Origin of the sequence: Psychrilyobacter sp. (assembly GCF_049671765.1) — a bacterium.
Classification (GTDB): Bacteria; Fusobacteriota; Fusobacteriia; order Fusobacteriales; family Fusobacteriaceae; genus Psychrilyobacter.
On sequence record NZ_JBATVM010000015.1, the window covers coordinates 1 to 15,410 of the forward strand.

Sequence of the window (15,410 nt, forward strand, 5' to 3'; positions counted from 1 at the left end):
GGGTTGAGGAGGAAGGTTCCTTAAAAATATTATTTACTTCTAAAGGTATTAAAAGTTCTTTTTAAAGTATCAAAATAATACTTTTTGTTTGGATATAAAACTAAAAAAGACTATGTATTAAGGAATATAGTACTTTTTTTATTCCCTTCTCAAAGCAGCTATAAGTCTCTTTATATTTTTAAAATATTGTAGTGCATCTATCGGCTGTAATTACATGAAATTTTATATCTTTTGATAGTTCATTTATAAGGTCTGCAACACCTTCTACAAGTTTTCCATCTAAAGCAATGGTTCCATTATAGTCTGAAACTATATGTTTTATATCAAATTCTTCCCCTCTGGGAATCTTTATTTTCATAGAAATCTCCTCCTTTTTTTCAATTTTACTATATTATTAAAGTTAACACAATTTTAATTTTTTTAATATTCTTATAACATTTATTCTATTATATATACCTAATTTATAGTTCAAACATTTATATATTATAATAACTATTTTTTAAGCTATCTAGATAGATTTTTTCTGAATAACCCTTCTTTTTAGAAACGTATTAGTTATAAAATTGGCGATTAAAGCATAAAAAAACGACTATATTCCTAAATACATAGTCTTTTTTAGTTTTATATCCAAACAAAAAGTATTATTTTGATACTTTAAAAAGAACTTTTAATACCTTTAGAAGTAAATAATATTTTTAAGGAACCTTCCTCCTCAACCCCAATAATACCAATGGTTAGAAGCCTTTGATAGAGCTGTTTTCTTCCTTATGCCCATAAATTATAAGGGGAATTCCTTTAAGGTGCCTTAGAAGGGAAATAAGAAGGCCTTTTTTATTCCCCTTTAAAAAAAAATCCTATTAACCACTATTTTTAGTTGTATTAGGTGTATTTACTAGGGTTTTGGCTATATTTCGAACTAATCTTGTAAGTAAAATAATAATATTGTATACTTTAAAAGTGTTAAAAACTTTCTAAATTAAGTATTATAGTTCTATTTTTAGAAAATGGTATAGGAAATTTTTTAAATATAAAGATATAAAAGATTAAAGCGGTAATAAAAGGAGCGTACTATGAAAAAAATTCAAGTAGTTGCAGCGGTATTAAAATATAAAGATAAATATTTTTGTGCTCAAAGAAAAAATAAAGGTCCTCTAGCTATGAAATGGGAATTTCCCGGAGGTAAAATAGAAAAAGGAGAGACTAAAGAAGAAGCCCTTATTAGAGAGATAAAAGAAGAACTTCTGTTAGATATTACTATAGAAAAATTTATTATGACTGTCGAGCATCAATACGAAACATTTCATCTAACAATGCATACTTATCTTTGTCATGGGGATACAAATAATATTAAATTAACTGAACATTTAAATAGTAAATGGCTAGATAAAAATAACTTAGAAAATTTAGATTGGGCTGGAGCAGATATCCCAATAGTAAAAAGATTAATAGGAGAGTAAAATGGAGAACGCTACAAAAAAATCACTATTTAATAAAGAGTTAGAATCCATTACCTACAACCCTAATTTAATTGTCAATACTAATATAAAAAATATAAAAGACAAAGTACAAAATCTTTTAAGGACTTCTAAAAGAGTTGACATTGCTGTCAGCTATGCAGTTTGGTCTGGTCTTTCCCTTATTTATCAAGATTTGAAAAAATTTAATTCTGATAGCCGAATAATCGTAACTACTGAAGGAATGGTAACTGATCCTAGATCTTTGAAAAAACTTCTTGAACTACCTATGGAATCAAAAGTTTACACTCCTCGTCTTGGGGATAAAGGATTCCATTTAAAAACATATCTAGGTGAAGGTGAAGATCAATATAAGATAATTTTGGGGAGTTCTAATATTTCGGCTAGAGCATTTGGTCTAGTTCACGAACTAGCTGTAGAAATAAATTCTAAAAAAGATGGATATATAATAGAAGAGCATACAGATATTTTTAATAATATTTGGGAAGATCCACTTTCTAAAACTATCACTACAGAATTAATAAAACAATATACACAATTATTTAATGAAAAAAAAGAATTAAATAAAAAAATTCATGACATTCAATTAAAAAATAATATCATTCCTAATTATATGCAAGAAAAAGCATTAATTGAATTAAAAAATTGTAGGGAAGAATCTGCGAAAGGTCTTGTAATTGCCGCTACTGGAACAGGAAAAACATATCTTTCTGCTTTTGATGTAAAGCAATTTGAAGCTAAAAAAGTACTATTTTTAGTCCATAACAGACTTATCCTAACCTCTGCTATAGAGACATTTCAAAAAGTTTTCACTAATAAGAAATTATTAGAATTAAATTCATCAAATTTAATAAATCTTCATAATTACGATATGGTTTTTACTACCGACAAAACTGCTTATAGTCACTTATATAATAAAATTTCTAACGATTATTTTGATTATATAATCTATGATGAAGCCCATAAAATAGGAGAGAATACTAGATATCACAATTTAATAAACTTCTTTACTCCTAAATTTACCCTTGGAATCACAGCAACTCCTGAAAGAACGGAAGATCCTAAATTTTTATTTGATATTTTTAACTACACGGTACCTTATGAAATAAGGTTATTAGATGCTATGAATCATCAGTTAGTCTGCCCATTTACTTACTATGGTTTAGATCTTGAAGAAAGATTGTTAGAACCTAATGAAAAATTTAATTATTATGAATTAGCTAAATTTATGAGGGAACAACTAAATGAAAAAGGCCACTTTGGAGAAAAACTAAAGGGTATTGTTTTTTGTTCTCAAATGACCGAAGCTAGCAAACTATCTATTGAGTTAAATGATATAGGAATAAATGCAAAATCAATTACAAGTGATAACTCTAATAGACAAGATGTAGAAAATTACATAAAACAATTGAAAAGTGACACAGGAGCTATAGAGCTTTTATGTGTAGTGAATAAGTTTAATGAGGGTGTTGACATCCCTGAGATAAATACAATCTTTATGGTAAGAAGTACAACGTCTTCTATTATATACTTACAACAATTAGGTAGAGGACTTAGGAAAACAGAAGATCCACATAAATATGTTACTGTCTTTGATATTATTGGAAATTCAAATAATAACTATTCTATTGCTGAAGTACTGACTGGAAATACTACCGCTGACAAAAGAACCTTGTTTGAACATGCTAACGAAGAATTTAAAACAATTTCTCCATTTATTAATGTTAAAATTGAAGAAAAAGCTATGGAAAATATAATCAAATCTATATCTAATAACTTTAAAGTAGAATCGAGATTAAAAACTAAAATCAAAGATGAATTATATAGATTTAAAGAAATCCCTACTTTAGTTGAACTATATAATAATCCAAACTTTAAAGAACTAGATCTTTTACAACTTCTTTGTAAAAACTTTTATGAACCCTTTATGGATAAATATGTTGAAAAATATAATATAACTAAAGATGATAGATTTCTTATGAAGTTTTTTGGATTAATTACTCAATTTACTTTTAGGAGTTATAGCAGCGAGATATTAAAAGAATACATTAAGTTATTAAGAGGTGAAAAAATATCTAACCAAGAACTTATCTCTATACTCGTTGCTAAAGATGTCAATGGGAAAAAAACTGCTATAAATAGTGATTATTTCAAAAAAGGAAATGACTTTGTTAATATTTTTAACTATGAAACTCGACTTTCATTAACTACTGAAGTCATAGAAGAGTTGAAAAGTAAAAATGCCTATGAATTATTAATAGAACATATTGAGTTATTTGAAGAATTATCTAAAAAAGAATCATATAAAATGAAAACATTTGATCTTGTAGATAAAGGAGAATTCCTCTACAATATGAATTCTAATGACTATTATATAAATGGAACTGGAGAGAGAGAAGATCCTCAACAAAAGAAATTTTATTCCCCAATTCAAATAACTAACTCCGACTCTTTTCATAATAATTATATAGATGATAGAGGAAGGGTAGTTTACATGACCAAAGAATCTACTACTATGGAAGGAGCATTAAAAAAAGTAGAGATGTTGGAAAATGGCTATAAAATGGTAGTTTGTGCGAAATTTCCACATTTAGGATATAGTTCTACAGCCTATTTTAACTTAGGAGAGACTATTATTGAAGAAATATCTCCAGTAAAAATTCAAGAAAAAAAGAATGGTTCTGGAAAAACAGTAAAAAAATATAACAATAAAATCTTCCTAAGGTTAGATAAAAAAATACCTGAAGAATTTTTACAATATAAAAAATAATCATTGAACTACTGTTGATTTTATATAAACTCTAAAATTAAGTTTATAGCGATTACACTTCAACAGTAGTTTTTCTACAATGATAATTAGGACTAGACCTATTGTCTATCTCCACATTTTATTTTACTTTCATTATCAATCGTATATTTTTGATTCCTTTCACTCCCTTTCTAAGAGCCCTTAAAAACTTCCCCTTGTGATGATATAGGTGATTTGCTTAAAACTTAAACTACAAACTCAAATATCCCTTGGTAATATTAAGGTTTAGAGGCGATAAATGGCTTAGTCCAATGAATAGACTAAAAGACCACTGACTGGACTAAAGGTCCTCTCAGTGGTCTTATTTAGGTCTGAAAAATAGTAGAATTTATAGGAAAAGAATTGATTAAAAATTCTATAGAATGTGAATTTCTCTAATAAATCCCAATCAACGAGAGAGCTTCACTGAGCTTTCTCTGTGGACTAAATCTAGCAGAAAAAAATTATATCTTCTCTACCTCTTCTATACTTAATTTTGTAACTTCCGATACTTTATTTCTATCTATTCCCATATTCAACAAGTTCTTTGCTGTTTTGAGTCTTTCTTCTTTTATTTTCTTATCACTCATTCTTTTTTCTTGTTCGATACCTTGTTCAATTCCATCACTCAAAGCTTTTTCTAAAGCACTTGTTCTATCTTTGTTAGCTTTTTCCCTTAGATTATAAAGCTCCCTTTCCTTATCATCATTACTTAATCTTATCAATTCTGTTTTGGCTTCTCTTACCTCTTTAGAGCTCATTTCTATATCCCTAACTTCTTCACTATTTGGATCTTTTAAAAATTCTATCCATGCTACTAACACATCTGTAATATCTGCTTTCTTAGGTAGTTTTGGAATTTCTACAAAATGTATTTCCTGTACATCTGTAAGTTCTTCATTAGTTATTCTTTCTTTTAGCCTATAGCTTGAATGAAAATTTTCAGTTTTTAAATATTTAAAATTCAATAAATTTATACAAATTGTTCTCGATAAATTACTATAGTTTTCACCTTCACTTAATTGTTCTGAATAAAGTCTACTCCAATAATATAAACTTCTCTTTATCATATTATATTCATTTTTTAATTGTATTTCTATATTTATATGCTCGCCACTAGAGGTGATCGCTTTTACATCTAATCTACTAAATTTATCTTCTAAACTATCTTTATTTATATCCGTTTCTTTCAATTCTACACCTTTAATTTTATCTATAGGTTTAATCACTGCATTCAAAAATGATATTAAAATATTTGGATGTTTTTCAGAACCAAAGATTTTTTTAAATACAAAGTCTACTTTTGGATCTAATAATGCTCTCATAACCTTTACCTCCTTCGCAAAGTTCTATGTTTTCGCTAGAAAACTAATAGCTACTTTGGTGATGCCCTTTACGGGTATACTTTTCTTATATTATACCATAAAAAAAGAGGTAAATATCTCTCTTTAAACTTTTTTTGTCACCAATATATATACTTTATACATACGGGGAATTCATGAATTCCTCTACAATATTTAAAAAGCATGTCACGAATTACACTAATTTACTCTTTCAAGGCATAACTGAAACTTAGAGTTATGAATATAACTCTGTAGTTGGATTTAGTCAGATATAAGAGATTGTTTGAAGCTTTAGGAGTTCTTTAATGTTCCCATAATATTATCTGCACTACTGAATTCTTCGATACTTTTTTAGAATTTTCTAAAAAATTTGGTCTCTTCTTTGGTTTATCAATCATTCCTAATATTCCATAAGGTTCTATAGGTTTTCCAAAGAACCATTTAGTTAGCTTATCATTTCCATCTATATCTTGAAAAACTGCTATGGCATAATTCCCATCAGGTAGATCTGTAAAAACTCCTTTTTCAGCCTCTTTAGGAGTTCCTTTCCATTTAAAAATTCCTTTTTCTCCGTCACTTGGAAAACCTTCTTCCTGATCAAATACAGCAATATATATAAGAGCCTTTCTATCTATAATATTTATTACCTCTATTCTAAAAGGATATATTTTAGTACTTAAAAAAAACAAAAAAAACAAAAAGTATTTCATAAATTTCCTCCTAGATAATTTTTACTCATTTTTCGTAGTTAACTCTATTATCTTCTTTTACTCCTACTGAACTAAAAATCCTTTCATTCCAAAGAATCTTTAAAGGAATTATTAATCTATTACCTAATAAACTAATACTAAAGTAATTAATAAGGAGGTAAAAAATGAAAGATGTTTTGATAATTGGAGCTGGTCCTGGTGGCCTTTCAGCAGGGATGTTGTTAGCAACCATGGGATATAAAGTAAGTATATTTGAAAAACAACCTTACCTTGGGGGAAGAAATTCACCAATAAATTTAAAAGGTTATTCATTTGATATGGGTCCCACTTTTTTTATTATGAAAAGTATATTGGAGGAGATATTTGAAAAAACAGATCGAAAGTTAGAGGATTATATAAAACTAATAGAAGTGAATCCTATGTATCGTCTTAAATTTGGTGATAGTAAAACATTTAACCCTTGGTCTTCCAAATATAAAGAAAAGATGATGACAGAGATCGAACAAAAATTTCCAGGAGAATCTTCAGGTTATCTATCGTACCTTAAAAGGGAGGAAATTAAGTATGATAAGCTTATTCCTTGCCTTCAAGTTCCGTATAGTTCTTGGAAAGATTTTTTAAAACTTAGATTTTTAAAGGCTTTTCCATATTTAGATGCCCATATGTCCCTCTATAGTACTTTAGAAAAATACTTTAAGGATGAACAGCTTAAACTTGCTTTTACTTTCCAAGCTAAATACATAGGTATGTCCCCCTGGGAAGCTCCAGGAACATTTAGTATAATTCCATATTTAGAACATAGCGATGGAATCTATCATATAGAAGGAGGACTTCATAGACTTTCTGAGGCAATGGCAGATGTTATTAAAGAAGATGGAGGAAGTATAGAACTTTCTTCTCCTGTAGACGAGATAATTTTTGAAAATAAAAAAGCTATAGGAATAAAGTTATCTGATGGCCGTATTGTTAGAGGAGATCATATAATAATGAACGCTGATTTTGCCAATGGAATGTCTAAACTCATTCCTGAAAACCTAAGGAAGAAATACTCTGATTCTAATTTACATAAAAAAAAATATTCATGTTCTACTTTTATGCTTTATTTAGGAATAAATAAAATCTATAGCGATATACCTCACCACAATATTATTTTTGCTGAGGACTATAGATCAAACATAGATGATATAACAAAAAGGAAGGTTCTTTCAGAAGATTTTTCATTCTATGTTCAAAATGCCTCGGTATCAGATTCCACTCTAGCACCACAAGAGAGCTCAACTATCTATGTCCTCGTTCCTGTACCTAATAATAAATCTGAGGTAGATTGGGATGAAGAAAAAACGAGATACAGAAACAAGATTATTCAAGCTTTGGAAACAAAGGGAGGATTTAAAGATATATCAAGTCATATAGAAGTAGAAAAAATAATTACTCCAAAAGACTGGGAAGAAGAAAAAGATGTGTTTTTAGGAGCGACATTTAATCTAGGACATCAAGTGTCACAAATGCTTATATTTAGACCTCATAATAAACTTGAAGGTTATAAAAATCTCTATTTAGTAGGAGGAGGGACACATCCTGGAAGTGGGCTACCTACTATTTACGAGTCAGGGAGGATAACTGCCAATTTAATAAATCAGGAGGGATAAATATGAATAGTTTTGGATTTGGAAAACTTATTTTTTCTTTTTATGGAAAAAAACTACCTAGCCTTTACAAAATTCAAAGGCAGGGTCTTCTAGCTGTAAAAATAGCACAACACTATGCTCTTAGAATTGATTTTTTGGGAGAAGAAATGTGTTCTCATCTGTCACAGCTCTATACCCATAGCTTTCCTGAAAAGGAGAGAACTTTATCAGAACTCTTAGAAGGAAAAACTACCTTGCTGAAAAATTTTTCTTCTTGGGATGAAAAACCTTTTTCTTCTGCTTCTGTTGGACAGGTTCATAGGGCTACTTTAAAAAGTGGACAAAAAGTGGCCATAAAGGTTATAAGAAGTGATTTTAAAAAATCTTTCTTTAGAGATATTTCAAGGATTGAAAAATCAGTTTTCTTAGTATGCAAGATTTGGCCAAAACTTAATAAGATCTTTGATCCAGTTGGAATTCTTGAAAATATCAAAAATTATACTAGTAGAGAACTAAACCTTGTCAATGAATATACTGATATGAAAAAACTAAAGAATATAAGAAATTCCAATATGAGATATTTTGATTTAAGTTCCTTAAAATTTCCCCAAGTATATAAGAAATTATCCTCTGAAAGGATTCTTGTATCAGACTATATTGAGGGGAATACCTTCGATTATCTTTTGGCAGAGGGGAGTCTTACCTATGAAAAACTTTTAGAACTTTTCAGAGTTCACAGTTTTTATATATTTAATGTGGGGATCTTTCACGGAGATATTCATCCTGGAAATATTATTTTAGGTAATGACGAAAAAATTTACTTTCTTGATTGTGCAGGTGTATCCACTATCTCTCCAAGGCTTAGAAAGGGTCTCTTTTGGTTTTTTTACTACCTTAGCCGCTACGATTATTCAAAGGCAGCTGAAAATTTAAATAAGATGTCTAAAAGAACCCTTGAATCCGATAGCTATAACAATTTTTTGGAGAAGTTTACCGATCTTTATAGTGATTTTACCTATGCCACAGTTTCTCAAGTTAGTCTTACTAGAAGGATGATGGAAACTATAAAACTTGGAATAAACTCAGGAATGGATTTCGGAAGTGGGATGTTTCCTGTAATAAAAAGCCTCATGTATTTGGATGGAATGGTAATGAGGTGTAATCCACATGCTATTTTAATGGATGATGTAAGAGGGTTTACTGATATCCTATTAAAAAAACTAAAAAAAATTTAAAGAAATCTACTTTATCTATTTAAAAAAATTATGAATTGAGTCCAAGGAGCAGTGATTATGAATAAAATAGACCGATTAAGAAGTACTATCAAGAATATAGCCACTAAGGAACTCTTTGGAGTCTTTGCTACATCAGTAAATGACGTTCCCTATACGACTCTAATAGCTTTTGTTTTACAGGATGACTTAAAGAAACTTTTTTTTGCAACACCTAGGGACACAAAAAAGTTTAAAGATCTCAGAATTAATGAAAAGGTATCTTTTCATGTACAAAACAGTAACAACTCTCCTGAGGATATAAGCCGTGCCGTTGGTATAACCATCACAGGAAAAGCTTCTGAATGCTCAAAAAATAAATCTGAAGAAGCTATAATTTCCTATCTGCTAAAGCATCCCCAAATGAAGGAATTTATATATTCTTTAAATATCGCATTTATCTCTGTAGAGATAGAAAAATATAATGTGGTAGAAAAATTTCAGAATGTCACCGTTTTAAAGGTGATATAAGAACAGTTAAAAAAATAGGGTGTGAAGAGAGTGAGTATGGAAAATACTTTAGATGAAAAAATAAAACTTGGAATTTCAAAAAATTCAAATAGAAATTTTAAAATTTTTAAGTACTCCTTCTAATCCAAAGAAAAAAAGAATGGTTGTGGGAAAATTATAATGTTTAAAAAAATACACGTGGTATAGAAGTAGAAAAAGGGAGCCGTTTCAACAGCTCTCTTCTTTAGTAGTTAAGAATTGAATATACACGTAATTTGAGGTAGATCCGTTTTATCTAAATATATATATATGACTGTCACTATTGCTGTTAAATTCAGCAATAATAAGAAATTTTGAATCCTGATACTCAAATTCATTTTTATTTTTTATATTCATTAGTGCTTTCAAAAAACTAGGGTTCAATGTCAAATAATAAAATTTTAAGATAGTCAAAGCTTTAAAAATATCAGAATGAAACGCTCCTAAACTATCAATTTTACTTGAACTTTCATAATATATTTTTCTTTCCACAAGAAATTTACTAATTTTATTTTTAAACCTTGTATTAAAGTAATCATAAGTTATAGAATTTGTAAGAAAATTTTCAAAATCTTCTCCTAGTCCATGATCTATTGCGTACGTAACATTATTATGAACATATTCCAAACCCTTTTCTTTGTATTTTAAATTTAAAAAGCTCCAAATATTTGATGACTCTGTTTTTAAAATTGCAGTTATTGATTCCATTAGCAACCTTAGATCGTTTATATCTTCATTATTCTTTTTAATCTCTATTTTTATAGCTAGAACCTTTGAATTTTTAGATTCACTTTTTTTTATTTTTAAATAATTAATTTTCTCTCCAATAGCCAAAGAAATATCTTTTAAACAAGGTTTTATAATTAATTTTTCAAAATCATAGAAACGATCATGAGAACCTATTTTTATATCTAAAGCTTTTTTTAATTTATCTATCGGGAGTTCTATTGCTTTATTTAAAGAAAAATTAAATTTTATTATATTAAAAAATATCCTTGAATAATTACTTTTCAGATGAATTAAAGTTTTAAAATTATTTTCATAAAAATAAGAACCTTCTATAAAAATTGAATGGAAATTATTATCTATTTCTACTTCATATTGATTATTTTTTATAGTAAATAAAGATATTATATTTAATATACCAACTTCCTCTAAATCAGAATAGCGATATATTGAATAATATATTTTTTTCCCAGAGATTTTTTTAAAAAAACTTATAATTTTTTCTCTACTTTCAATATTTATTATTTTTTTTAGTCTTGTTTCTGAAAAAATTATTTTTTTATTTTTATCTTTATCTAGAGATTTTGTTATAAATTCAAAAAAATCATTCTCTTTTTTTGTAAATTTCTTGTTGAAATTGAGAATAATATCCTTTTCACTCAAATTAAACATATTTTTTTGAAGCATTTTTACCTCCTATTATTTAAAATAACTTTTATTTTGTATTTTAAAAATCGTTAATAATGAAATAATACCATTCTATTCCAATAAAATAAAGGGATTTTTTTTTTAAATTTCTATCAAAATTAGTATCAAACGACAAATTAAATAAATTTGACTAAAAAAACTAAAAAAACTATACTTTAGTTGTACAAAAAACGAATCTAAAGTTCAGATTTAACGTTATAAGTCTAAAAGGAGGTTGAGATGGAAACTTTGTTAAAAAATGGAAGATTGTTAGATTCAATAAATGGATATTCTTTTGAAAAAAAAGATATTCTTATTGAAAACGGGTATATTAAGAATATAGAAACAAATATACCTCTATCTTATAATATGACAGTTATAGATTTAAAGAATCAAATAGTCAGCCCAGGATTTATAGATATGCATGTTCACTGCTTTCCTAAAGGTACTGCTATAAGTAGCTATCCAGATAAATTAGGTGTAGAAAAAGGAGTAACAACGTTAGTTGATGCAGGTACTGCAGGAGCAAATACTTTTGAAACATTCTACAAAGAATTTATAACAAAAAGTAAAACTCGTGTTTATTCATGCTTAAACATTTCAAATGATGGTCTGAAAACATTAAATGAATTGGCAGATATGTCTAAAATAAGTACTGAAAATATTTCAAAAATTTTTAATAAGTACCCTGAAACAATAGTAGCTTTAAAGGCTAGGGCAAGTTCTAGTGTTGTAGGTGAAAATGGAATAAGACCAATTATTTTAGGAAAAAAAATAGCAGAAGAACTTAATATTCCATTAGTTGTGCATATAGGGAATGGTCCTCCTAAAGTAGAAGAAGTATTAGATGTATTAAATAATGGTGACATTGTAGCTCATTGCTATAATAATAAAGTTAACAACTTAGTAAGGGATGGAAAACCTATAAAAAAAGTTTTTGATGCTAAAAAAAGAAATGTCTTATTTGATATGGCTCACGGCAGTGCTAGTTTTTCATTTGATATAGCTGAAGATAGCCTAAAAAATAATTTTACTGCCGATATAATCAGTACTGATATGTATGATAAAAATATGGATTATCCAGTTAAAAGCTTAGAATTGACAATGAATAAAATGTTATCTATTGGGTTACCACTAGAAGAATGCATAAAAAGAGTTACTTATGCTCCTACCCAAGCTCTTAAATTAGATAAACTAGGAGAATTAAAAAAAGGATATAAAGGTGATCTTACAATTTTTGAAATTTTATCTGACCAAAATGAAATATTAATGGATAGTGTTAGAGAAATCAGGATAGGAAAAATGTTAATAAAAACTAATTTTGTATTTATTAATGATGAATTAATTAAGTGTAAAAATTAAATAACGAGGAGTAAAATATGAAAGAATTATTAGAAGATGTAAGGCAAAGACAAAAAATGGACAACATAGAGTTTAATACTTATATGGAAGAAATAAATTTTATAACTAAAGTATTAGAAGAAGAAAAAATAGAGTTCTCAGGAGATTTTAAACTGGTATTCTATTCACACATGGTAAGCTTTATCAATAGATTGAGAGAAAAAATAAGTTTAGATTGTGGAGAAGATAACCCCGAAGATGAACTTGATAAAAGGTCACTTGAAGTTTCGGAAAAAATATTAGTAGAAATAAGTAAAAAATATACTGAAAACTTGGATAGATTAGAGGTAGTTTTAGCTGCTATACAAATACAATTAGCAATAGAACTTGAAAAAACTGTATAAAATCAAATATAAATAAGGAGGATTAATTTGGAAATTAAAGTAATTATTGGTCATAGAATGGGGAAAGGACAAAATGTAGCAAAAGGTGTAGAGGCTGCTGGTGGAACAGCAATAGTTATACCAGGAATGGCAGCAGATTTTAAACTTGGTGATGTAATGAAAAAAGAAAATGGAACTATCGGAATTTCTTTCTGTGGAAGTGGAGGAGCTGGTGCAATCACTGCAGAGACTAAACACGGTTATAAAGCAACTCATCACTTAAGATCAGTTGAAGCAGGAGTAACTGCAATTAAACAAGGTTATGAAGTATTAGGCTTTGGGTTTTTAGATACAGAAGAGTTGGGTAAAAAAATAGTTGAAGAATACAAAAAAGTAAATAACTTATAATATGACTTTACCTAAACTTGATATTCTAGAAAAAGCATTAAACTATTTAATAATAAGGAGTATTTTATGAAAAGTTCTGATTTAAAAAAAGAAATAAAAAGGCTAATCATTTCTGGGAAAGGCAAAACAGAGCAAGAAGCTATAGCTAATTGCTTCTCAAGCTTTAGGAAAGAAGTTGAAAAAGATATAAATGGAGTGATTATAAAGTTAGATCCTATTGAAGTTTACATTCTAGATAAAGAAAAAAAAATTGAGATAAAGAAATTTTTCGAATTTTTTTGGGCTAAAGAGATCACAAGTTACGTAGTAAAAATAGAAATAGAATTTGAAGTTAAATACATATAAAAAAGGAGGTTCAATTTGTTAAGTATTATTTTAAAATCTTTAATAATAGGTTGTTTAGGTGGTGCAGCGGTAGGAGTAGGAGCAGCAAGAATGTTTCATACACCTAATTCCCAATCCATGGGAGCCTTTAGAACTCTTGGTGAGCTAAATGCTTGTCAAGGAGATTCTGCATCTCATTTATCATTTGGTTTTGGTTTTTTATTCAACTGTGCAGCAGCAGTTGTAGCCGCAGGAGCATTAACGCAGGATGTTTTCCATAGAGTTATACCTCATTTTTCAGCAGGTTTATTACTAACTAGAAATAAAAAAGTAGAAGAAACTCTATATAATCCTAAAAAAATGGGTATTGCAGGCGGTCTTATAGGAGCAGTAACAGTTGCATTTTTAAATACACTAGCTTCAATTATTCCAACGTCTTTATCAAACATTGCAGGTAAAATATTAAGCCCTGCAGCATCTCTAATGATAAATCCTGTAATGCCAATAGTATTTTGGTTAGCAGCACTAGATGCAGGTAAAAAAACAGGAGTATGGGCTACAATATTAGGTGGAGCAGCTCATATGATCATGGGAAATGCAACTCCAGGTTGTGTTTTAGGAATTCTTATCGGTCAAACGATTGAAGAAAATGGATATAACAAATCAGCTAAAATAATGATCATGATAGTAGTTATTTTATATATTGCTATAGCTTACTTTAGAGGGTTTTTCAGTAAATTAGGTTTATAATTTCTAAAATATGGAGGATAAAATGGATAATAAAAAAGAAAATATTTATTTAGCAGATAAAACGTTCCCTATCATCGTTGGGATGCTTTGTGCAGCTCTAGTAGCTGGGACTCATATGTATATAGTAAATGGTGTAGGAGCATTCAATGAAATTTTTGTTGTAAAAATGCTAGATCAAGGTTTAAATGGTGGAGATTATGCAGCAGCAGCTGGATTCGCGGCTGGATTTTTAATAGCAAGAGTTTTAGAAGGTCCTTTAGTTGGATTACTAGATATTGGTGGAGCCTTAATGACGGGAGTAGGTATAGGTGTCCCAGCACTTCTTTTAGCAGCTGGATACGGTGGACCTTTAAATAGTTTTCCTCTTTCACTACTAATTGGTGGAGCAGTCGGGGTAATTATTGGCCTTGGAATCATCGCTATTAGAAAAGCTATGCCAGAAGGAATGGCTGCAGGCGGAACTGGTGTAATGATGGGAGCTGGAAATGCTACAGGAAGATTCCTAGGACCATTAATCGTTATTTCAGCAGTTCAATATAATATTCCTTCAGGAATAGGAGCCTTTATAGGAGCCGCAATTTTCTACCATTACGATAGACATATTGCAGGTGGTGCTATTATAGGTGCTATGACTATAGGTGGGCTAGCTTTATTATTTTAAAATAAGGAGAACAACTATGAATATTTATGAAAAATTAGAATTAAAAAAAGTAATTAATGGTAGTGGGAAAATGACAGCTTTAGGAGTTTCTAAAGTTAGTGATTCTGTCGTTGAAAAAATGAAAGAAGCTGGGCAAAATTTTGTAGTTATCGATAGCTTAATTGATAAAGCTGGAGAAAAAATAAGTAGTTATACTGGTGGAGAAGATTCTTGCGTTACTTCTAGTGCCTCTGCCGGTATATCCCTTAGTATTGCAGGTATTATAACAGAAGGTAAATTAGGTCTTATAGAAAAGATGCCTAATTCTAGTGGATTAAAAAATAAAGTATTGATTCAAAAAGGTCATATGATAAATTATGGTGCCCCAGTAGAAACAATGATCAGATTAGGCGGTGGAATTCCAAAAGAATTTGGGCAAAGCAATGA

Annotated in this window: 15 protein-coding genes and 1 pseudogene; 12 read left to right on the forward strand and 4 right to left on the reverse strand. The window is 28.9% G+C overall.

The window, feature by feature from the left end; genetic code table 11:
- Nucleotides 1–178: 178 nt before the first annotated feature.
- On the reverse strand, nucleotides 179–358 hold the full coding sequence (locus WBG30_RS00670; protein ID WP_424502714.1) for a hypothetical protein: 180 nt from the start codon (nucleotides 356–358) through the stop codon (nucleotides 179–181).
- 712 nt (nucleotides 359–1,070) lie between these two features.
- On the opposite strand from WBG30_RS00670, the gene WBG30_RS00675 reads away from it, so the two are divergent.
- Nucleotides 1,071–1,457, forward strand: coding sequence for a (deoxy)nucleoside triphosphate pyrophosphohydrolase (locus WBG30_RS00675; RefSeq protein WP_424502715.1), 387 nt, complete (start codon nucleotides 1,071–1,073; stop codon nucleotides 1,455–1,457).
- Between the two features lies 1 nt (nucleotide 1,458).
- On the forward strand, nucleotides 1,459–4,245 hold the full coding sequence (locus WBG30_RS00680; protein ID WP_424502716.1) for a DEAD/DEAH box helicase family protein: 2,787 nt from the start codon (nucleotides 1,459–1,461) through the stop codon (nucleotides 4,243–4,245).
- Between the two features lie 482 nt (nucleotides 4,246–4,727).
- Here WBG30_RS00680 and WBG30_RS00685 read toward each other — a convergent pair whose 3' ends face one another.
- The gene (locus WBG30_RS00685) at nucleotides 4,728–5,588 is read right to left on the reverse strand and encodes an Rpn family recombination-promoting nuclease/putative transposase (RefSeq protein ID WP_424502717.1); all 861 of its coding nucleotides are present in this window, start codon (nucleotides 5,586–5,588) and stop codon (nucleotides 4,728–4,730) included.
- A 320-nt stretch (nucleotides 5,589–5,908) separates the two neighbouring features.
- Nucleotides 5,909–6,316 carry a DUF2141 domain-containing protein gene (locus WBG30_RS00690; RefSeq protein WP_424502718.1) on the reverse strand — a complete coding sequence of 136 codons (408 nt, stop codon included), beginning with the start codon at nucleotides 6,314–6,316 and terminating at the stop codon, nucleotides 5,909–5,911.
- Nucleotides 6,317–6,480: 164 nt separating this feature from the next.
- Here WBG30_RS00690 and WBG30_RS00695 point away from each other — a divergent pair, with 164 nt between their 5' ends.
- Genes WBG30_RS00695 through WBG30_RS00705 form a run of 3 tightly spaced genes read left to right on the forward strand, consistent with a single transcriptional unit; the run spans nucleotide 6,481 to nucleotide 9,686 of the window.
- The gene (locus WBG30_RS00695) at nucleotides 6,481–7,965 is read left to right on the forward strand and encodes a phytoene desaturase family protein (RefSeq protein WP_424502719.1); all 1,485 of its coding nucleotides are present in this window, start codon (nucleotides 6,481–6,483) and stop codon (nucleotides 7,963–7,965) included.
- Nucleotides 7,966–7,967: 2 nt separating this feature from the next.
- Complete coding sequence (locus WBG30_RS00700) at nucleotides 7,968–9,179, forward strand: AarF/ABC1/UbiB kinase family protein (protein WP_424502720.1); 1,212 nt, start codon at nucleotides 7,968–7,970, stop codon at nucleotides 9,177–9,179.
- A gap of 57 nt (nucleotides 9,180–9,236) precedes the next feature.
- Nucleotides 9,237–9,686 (forward strand): pyridoxamine 5'-phosphate oxidase family protein, encoded by a 450-nt coding sequence (locus tag WBG30_RS00705; protein WP_424502721.1) that lies wholly within the window; start codon nucleotides 9,237–9,239, stop codon nucleotides 9,684–9,686.
- A gap of 270 nt (nucleotides 9,687–9,956) precedes the next feature.
- On the opposite strand, the gene WBG30_RS00710 is transcribed toward WBG30_RS00705, so the two are convergent.
- The gene (locus WBG30_RS00710) at nucleotides 9,957–11,117 is read right to left on the reverse strand and encodes a replication initiation protein (RefSeq protein ID WP_424502722.1); all 1,161 of its coding nucleotides are present in this window, start codon (nucleotides 11,115–11,117) and stop codon (nucleotides 9,957–9,959) included.
- Between the two features lie 240 nt (nucleotides 11,118–11,357).
- On the opposite strand from WBG30_RS00710, the gene WBG30_RS00715 reads away from it, so the two are divergent.
- The 7 genes and pseudogenes from WBG30_RS00715 to WBG30_RS00745 form a co-directional block, all read left to right on the forward strand.
- Nucleotides 11,358–12,479 carry an amidohydrolase/deacetylase family metallohydrolase gene (locus WBG30_RS00715; protein WP_424502723.1) on the forward strand — a complete coding sequence of 374 codons (1,122 nt, stop codon included), beginning with the start codon at nucleotides 11,358–11,360 and terminating at the stop codon, nucleotides 12,477–12,479.
- 17 nt (nucleotides 12,480–12,496) lie between these two features.
- Nucleotides 12,497–12,862, forward strand: a complete 366-nt coding sequence (locus WBG30_RS00720; RefSeq protein WP_424502724.1) for a hypothetical protein — start codon at nucleotides 12,497–12,499, stop codon at nucleotides 12,860–12,862.
- Nucleotides 12,863–12,889: 27 nt separating this feature from the next.
- Nucleotides 12,890–13,249, forward strand: coding sequence for an SFCGS family glycine-rich protein (locus WBG30_RS00725; protein WP_424502725.1), 360 nt, complete (start codon nucleotides 12,890–12,892; stop codon nucleotides 13,247–13,249).
- A gap of 66 nt (nucleotides 13,250–13,315) precedes the next feature.
- The gene (locus WBG30_RS00730) at nucleotides 13,316–13,594 is read left to right on the forward strand and encodes a DUF4312 family protein (protein WP_424502726.1); all 279 of its coding nucleotides are present in this window, start codon (nucleotides 13,316–13,318) and stop codon (nucleotides 13,592–13,594) included.
- A gap of 15 nt (nucleotides 13,595–13,609) precedes the next feature.
- Entirely contained in the window at nucleotides 13,610–14,323 is a 714-nt protein-coding gene (locus tag WBG30_RS00735) for a DUF4311 domain-containing protein (RefSeq protein WP_424502727.1), read from the forward strand.
- A 22-nt stretch (nucleotides 14,324–14,345) separates the two neighbouring features.
- Complete coding sequence (locus WBG30_RS00740) at nucleotides 14,346–14,984, forward strand: DUF4310 family protein (RefSeq protein WP_424502728.1); 639 nt, start codon at nucleotides 14,346–14,348, stop codon at nucleotides 14,982–14,984.
- 16 nt (nucleotides 14,985–15,000) lie between these two features.
- A pseudogene (locus tag WBG30_RS00745) lies at nucleotides 15,001–15,410 on the forward strand (SelA-like pyridoxal phosphate-dependent enzyme); the annotation flags it as partial.

Coding starts and splice junctions, on each gene's coding strand:
- WBG30_RS00670 (WP_424502714.1), bottom strand. CDS start 358: ATGAAAATAAAGATTCCCAGAGGGGAAGAATTTGATATAAAACATATA.
- WBG30_RS00675 (WP_424502715.1), top strand. CDS start 1,071: ATGAAAAAAATTCAAGTAGTTGCAGCGGTATTAAAATATAAAGATAAA.
- WBG30_RS00680 (WP_424502716.1), top strand. CDS start 1,459: ATGGAGAACGCTACAAAAAAATCACTATTTAATAAAGAGTTAGAATCC.
- WBG30_RS00685 (WP_424502717.1), bottom strand. CDS start 5,588: ATGAGAGCATTATTAGATCCAAAAGTAGACTTTGTATTTAAAAAAATC.
- WBG30_RS00690 (WP_424502718.1), bottom strand. CDS start 6,316: ATGAAATACTTTTTGTTTTTTTTGTTTTTTTTAAGTACTAAAATATAT.
- WBG30_RS00695 (WP_424502719.1), top strand. CDS start 6,481: ATGAAAGATGTTTTGATAATTGGAGCTGGTCCTGGTGGCCTTTCAGCA.
- WBG30_RS00700 (WP_424502720.1), top strand. CDS start 7,968: ATGAATAGTTTTGGATTTGGAAAACTTATTTTTTCTTTTTATGGAAAA.
- WBG30_RS00705 (WP_424502721.1), top strand. CDS start 9,237: ATGAATAAAATAGACCGATTAAGAAGTACTATCAAGAATATAGCCACT.
- WBG30_RS00710 (WP_424502722.1), bottom strand. CDS start 11,117: ATGCTTCAAAAAAATATGTTTAATTTGAGTGAAAAGGATATTATTCTC.
- WBG30_RS00715 (WP_424502723.1), top strand. CDS start 11,358: ATGGAAACTTTGTTAAAAAATGGAAGATTGTTAGATTCAATAAATGGA.
- WBG30_RS00720 (WP_424502724.1), top strand. CDS start 12,497: ATGAAAGAATTATTAGAAGATGTAAGGCAAAGACAAAAAATGGACAAC.
- WBG30_RS00730 (WP_424502726.1), top strand. CDS start 13,316: ATGAAAAGTTCTGATTTAAAAAAAGAAATAAAAAGGCTAATCATTTCT.
- WBG30_RS00740 (WP_424502728.1), top strand. CDS start 14,346: ATGGATAATAAAAAAGAAAATATTTATTTAGCAGATAAAACGTTCCCT.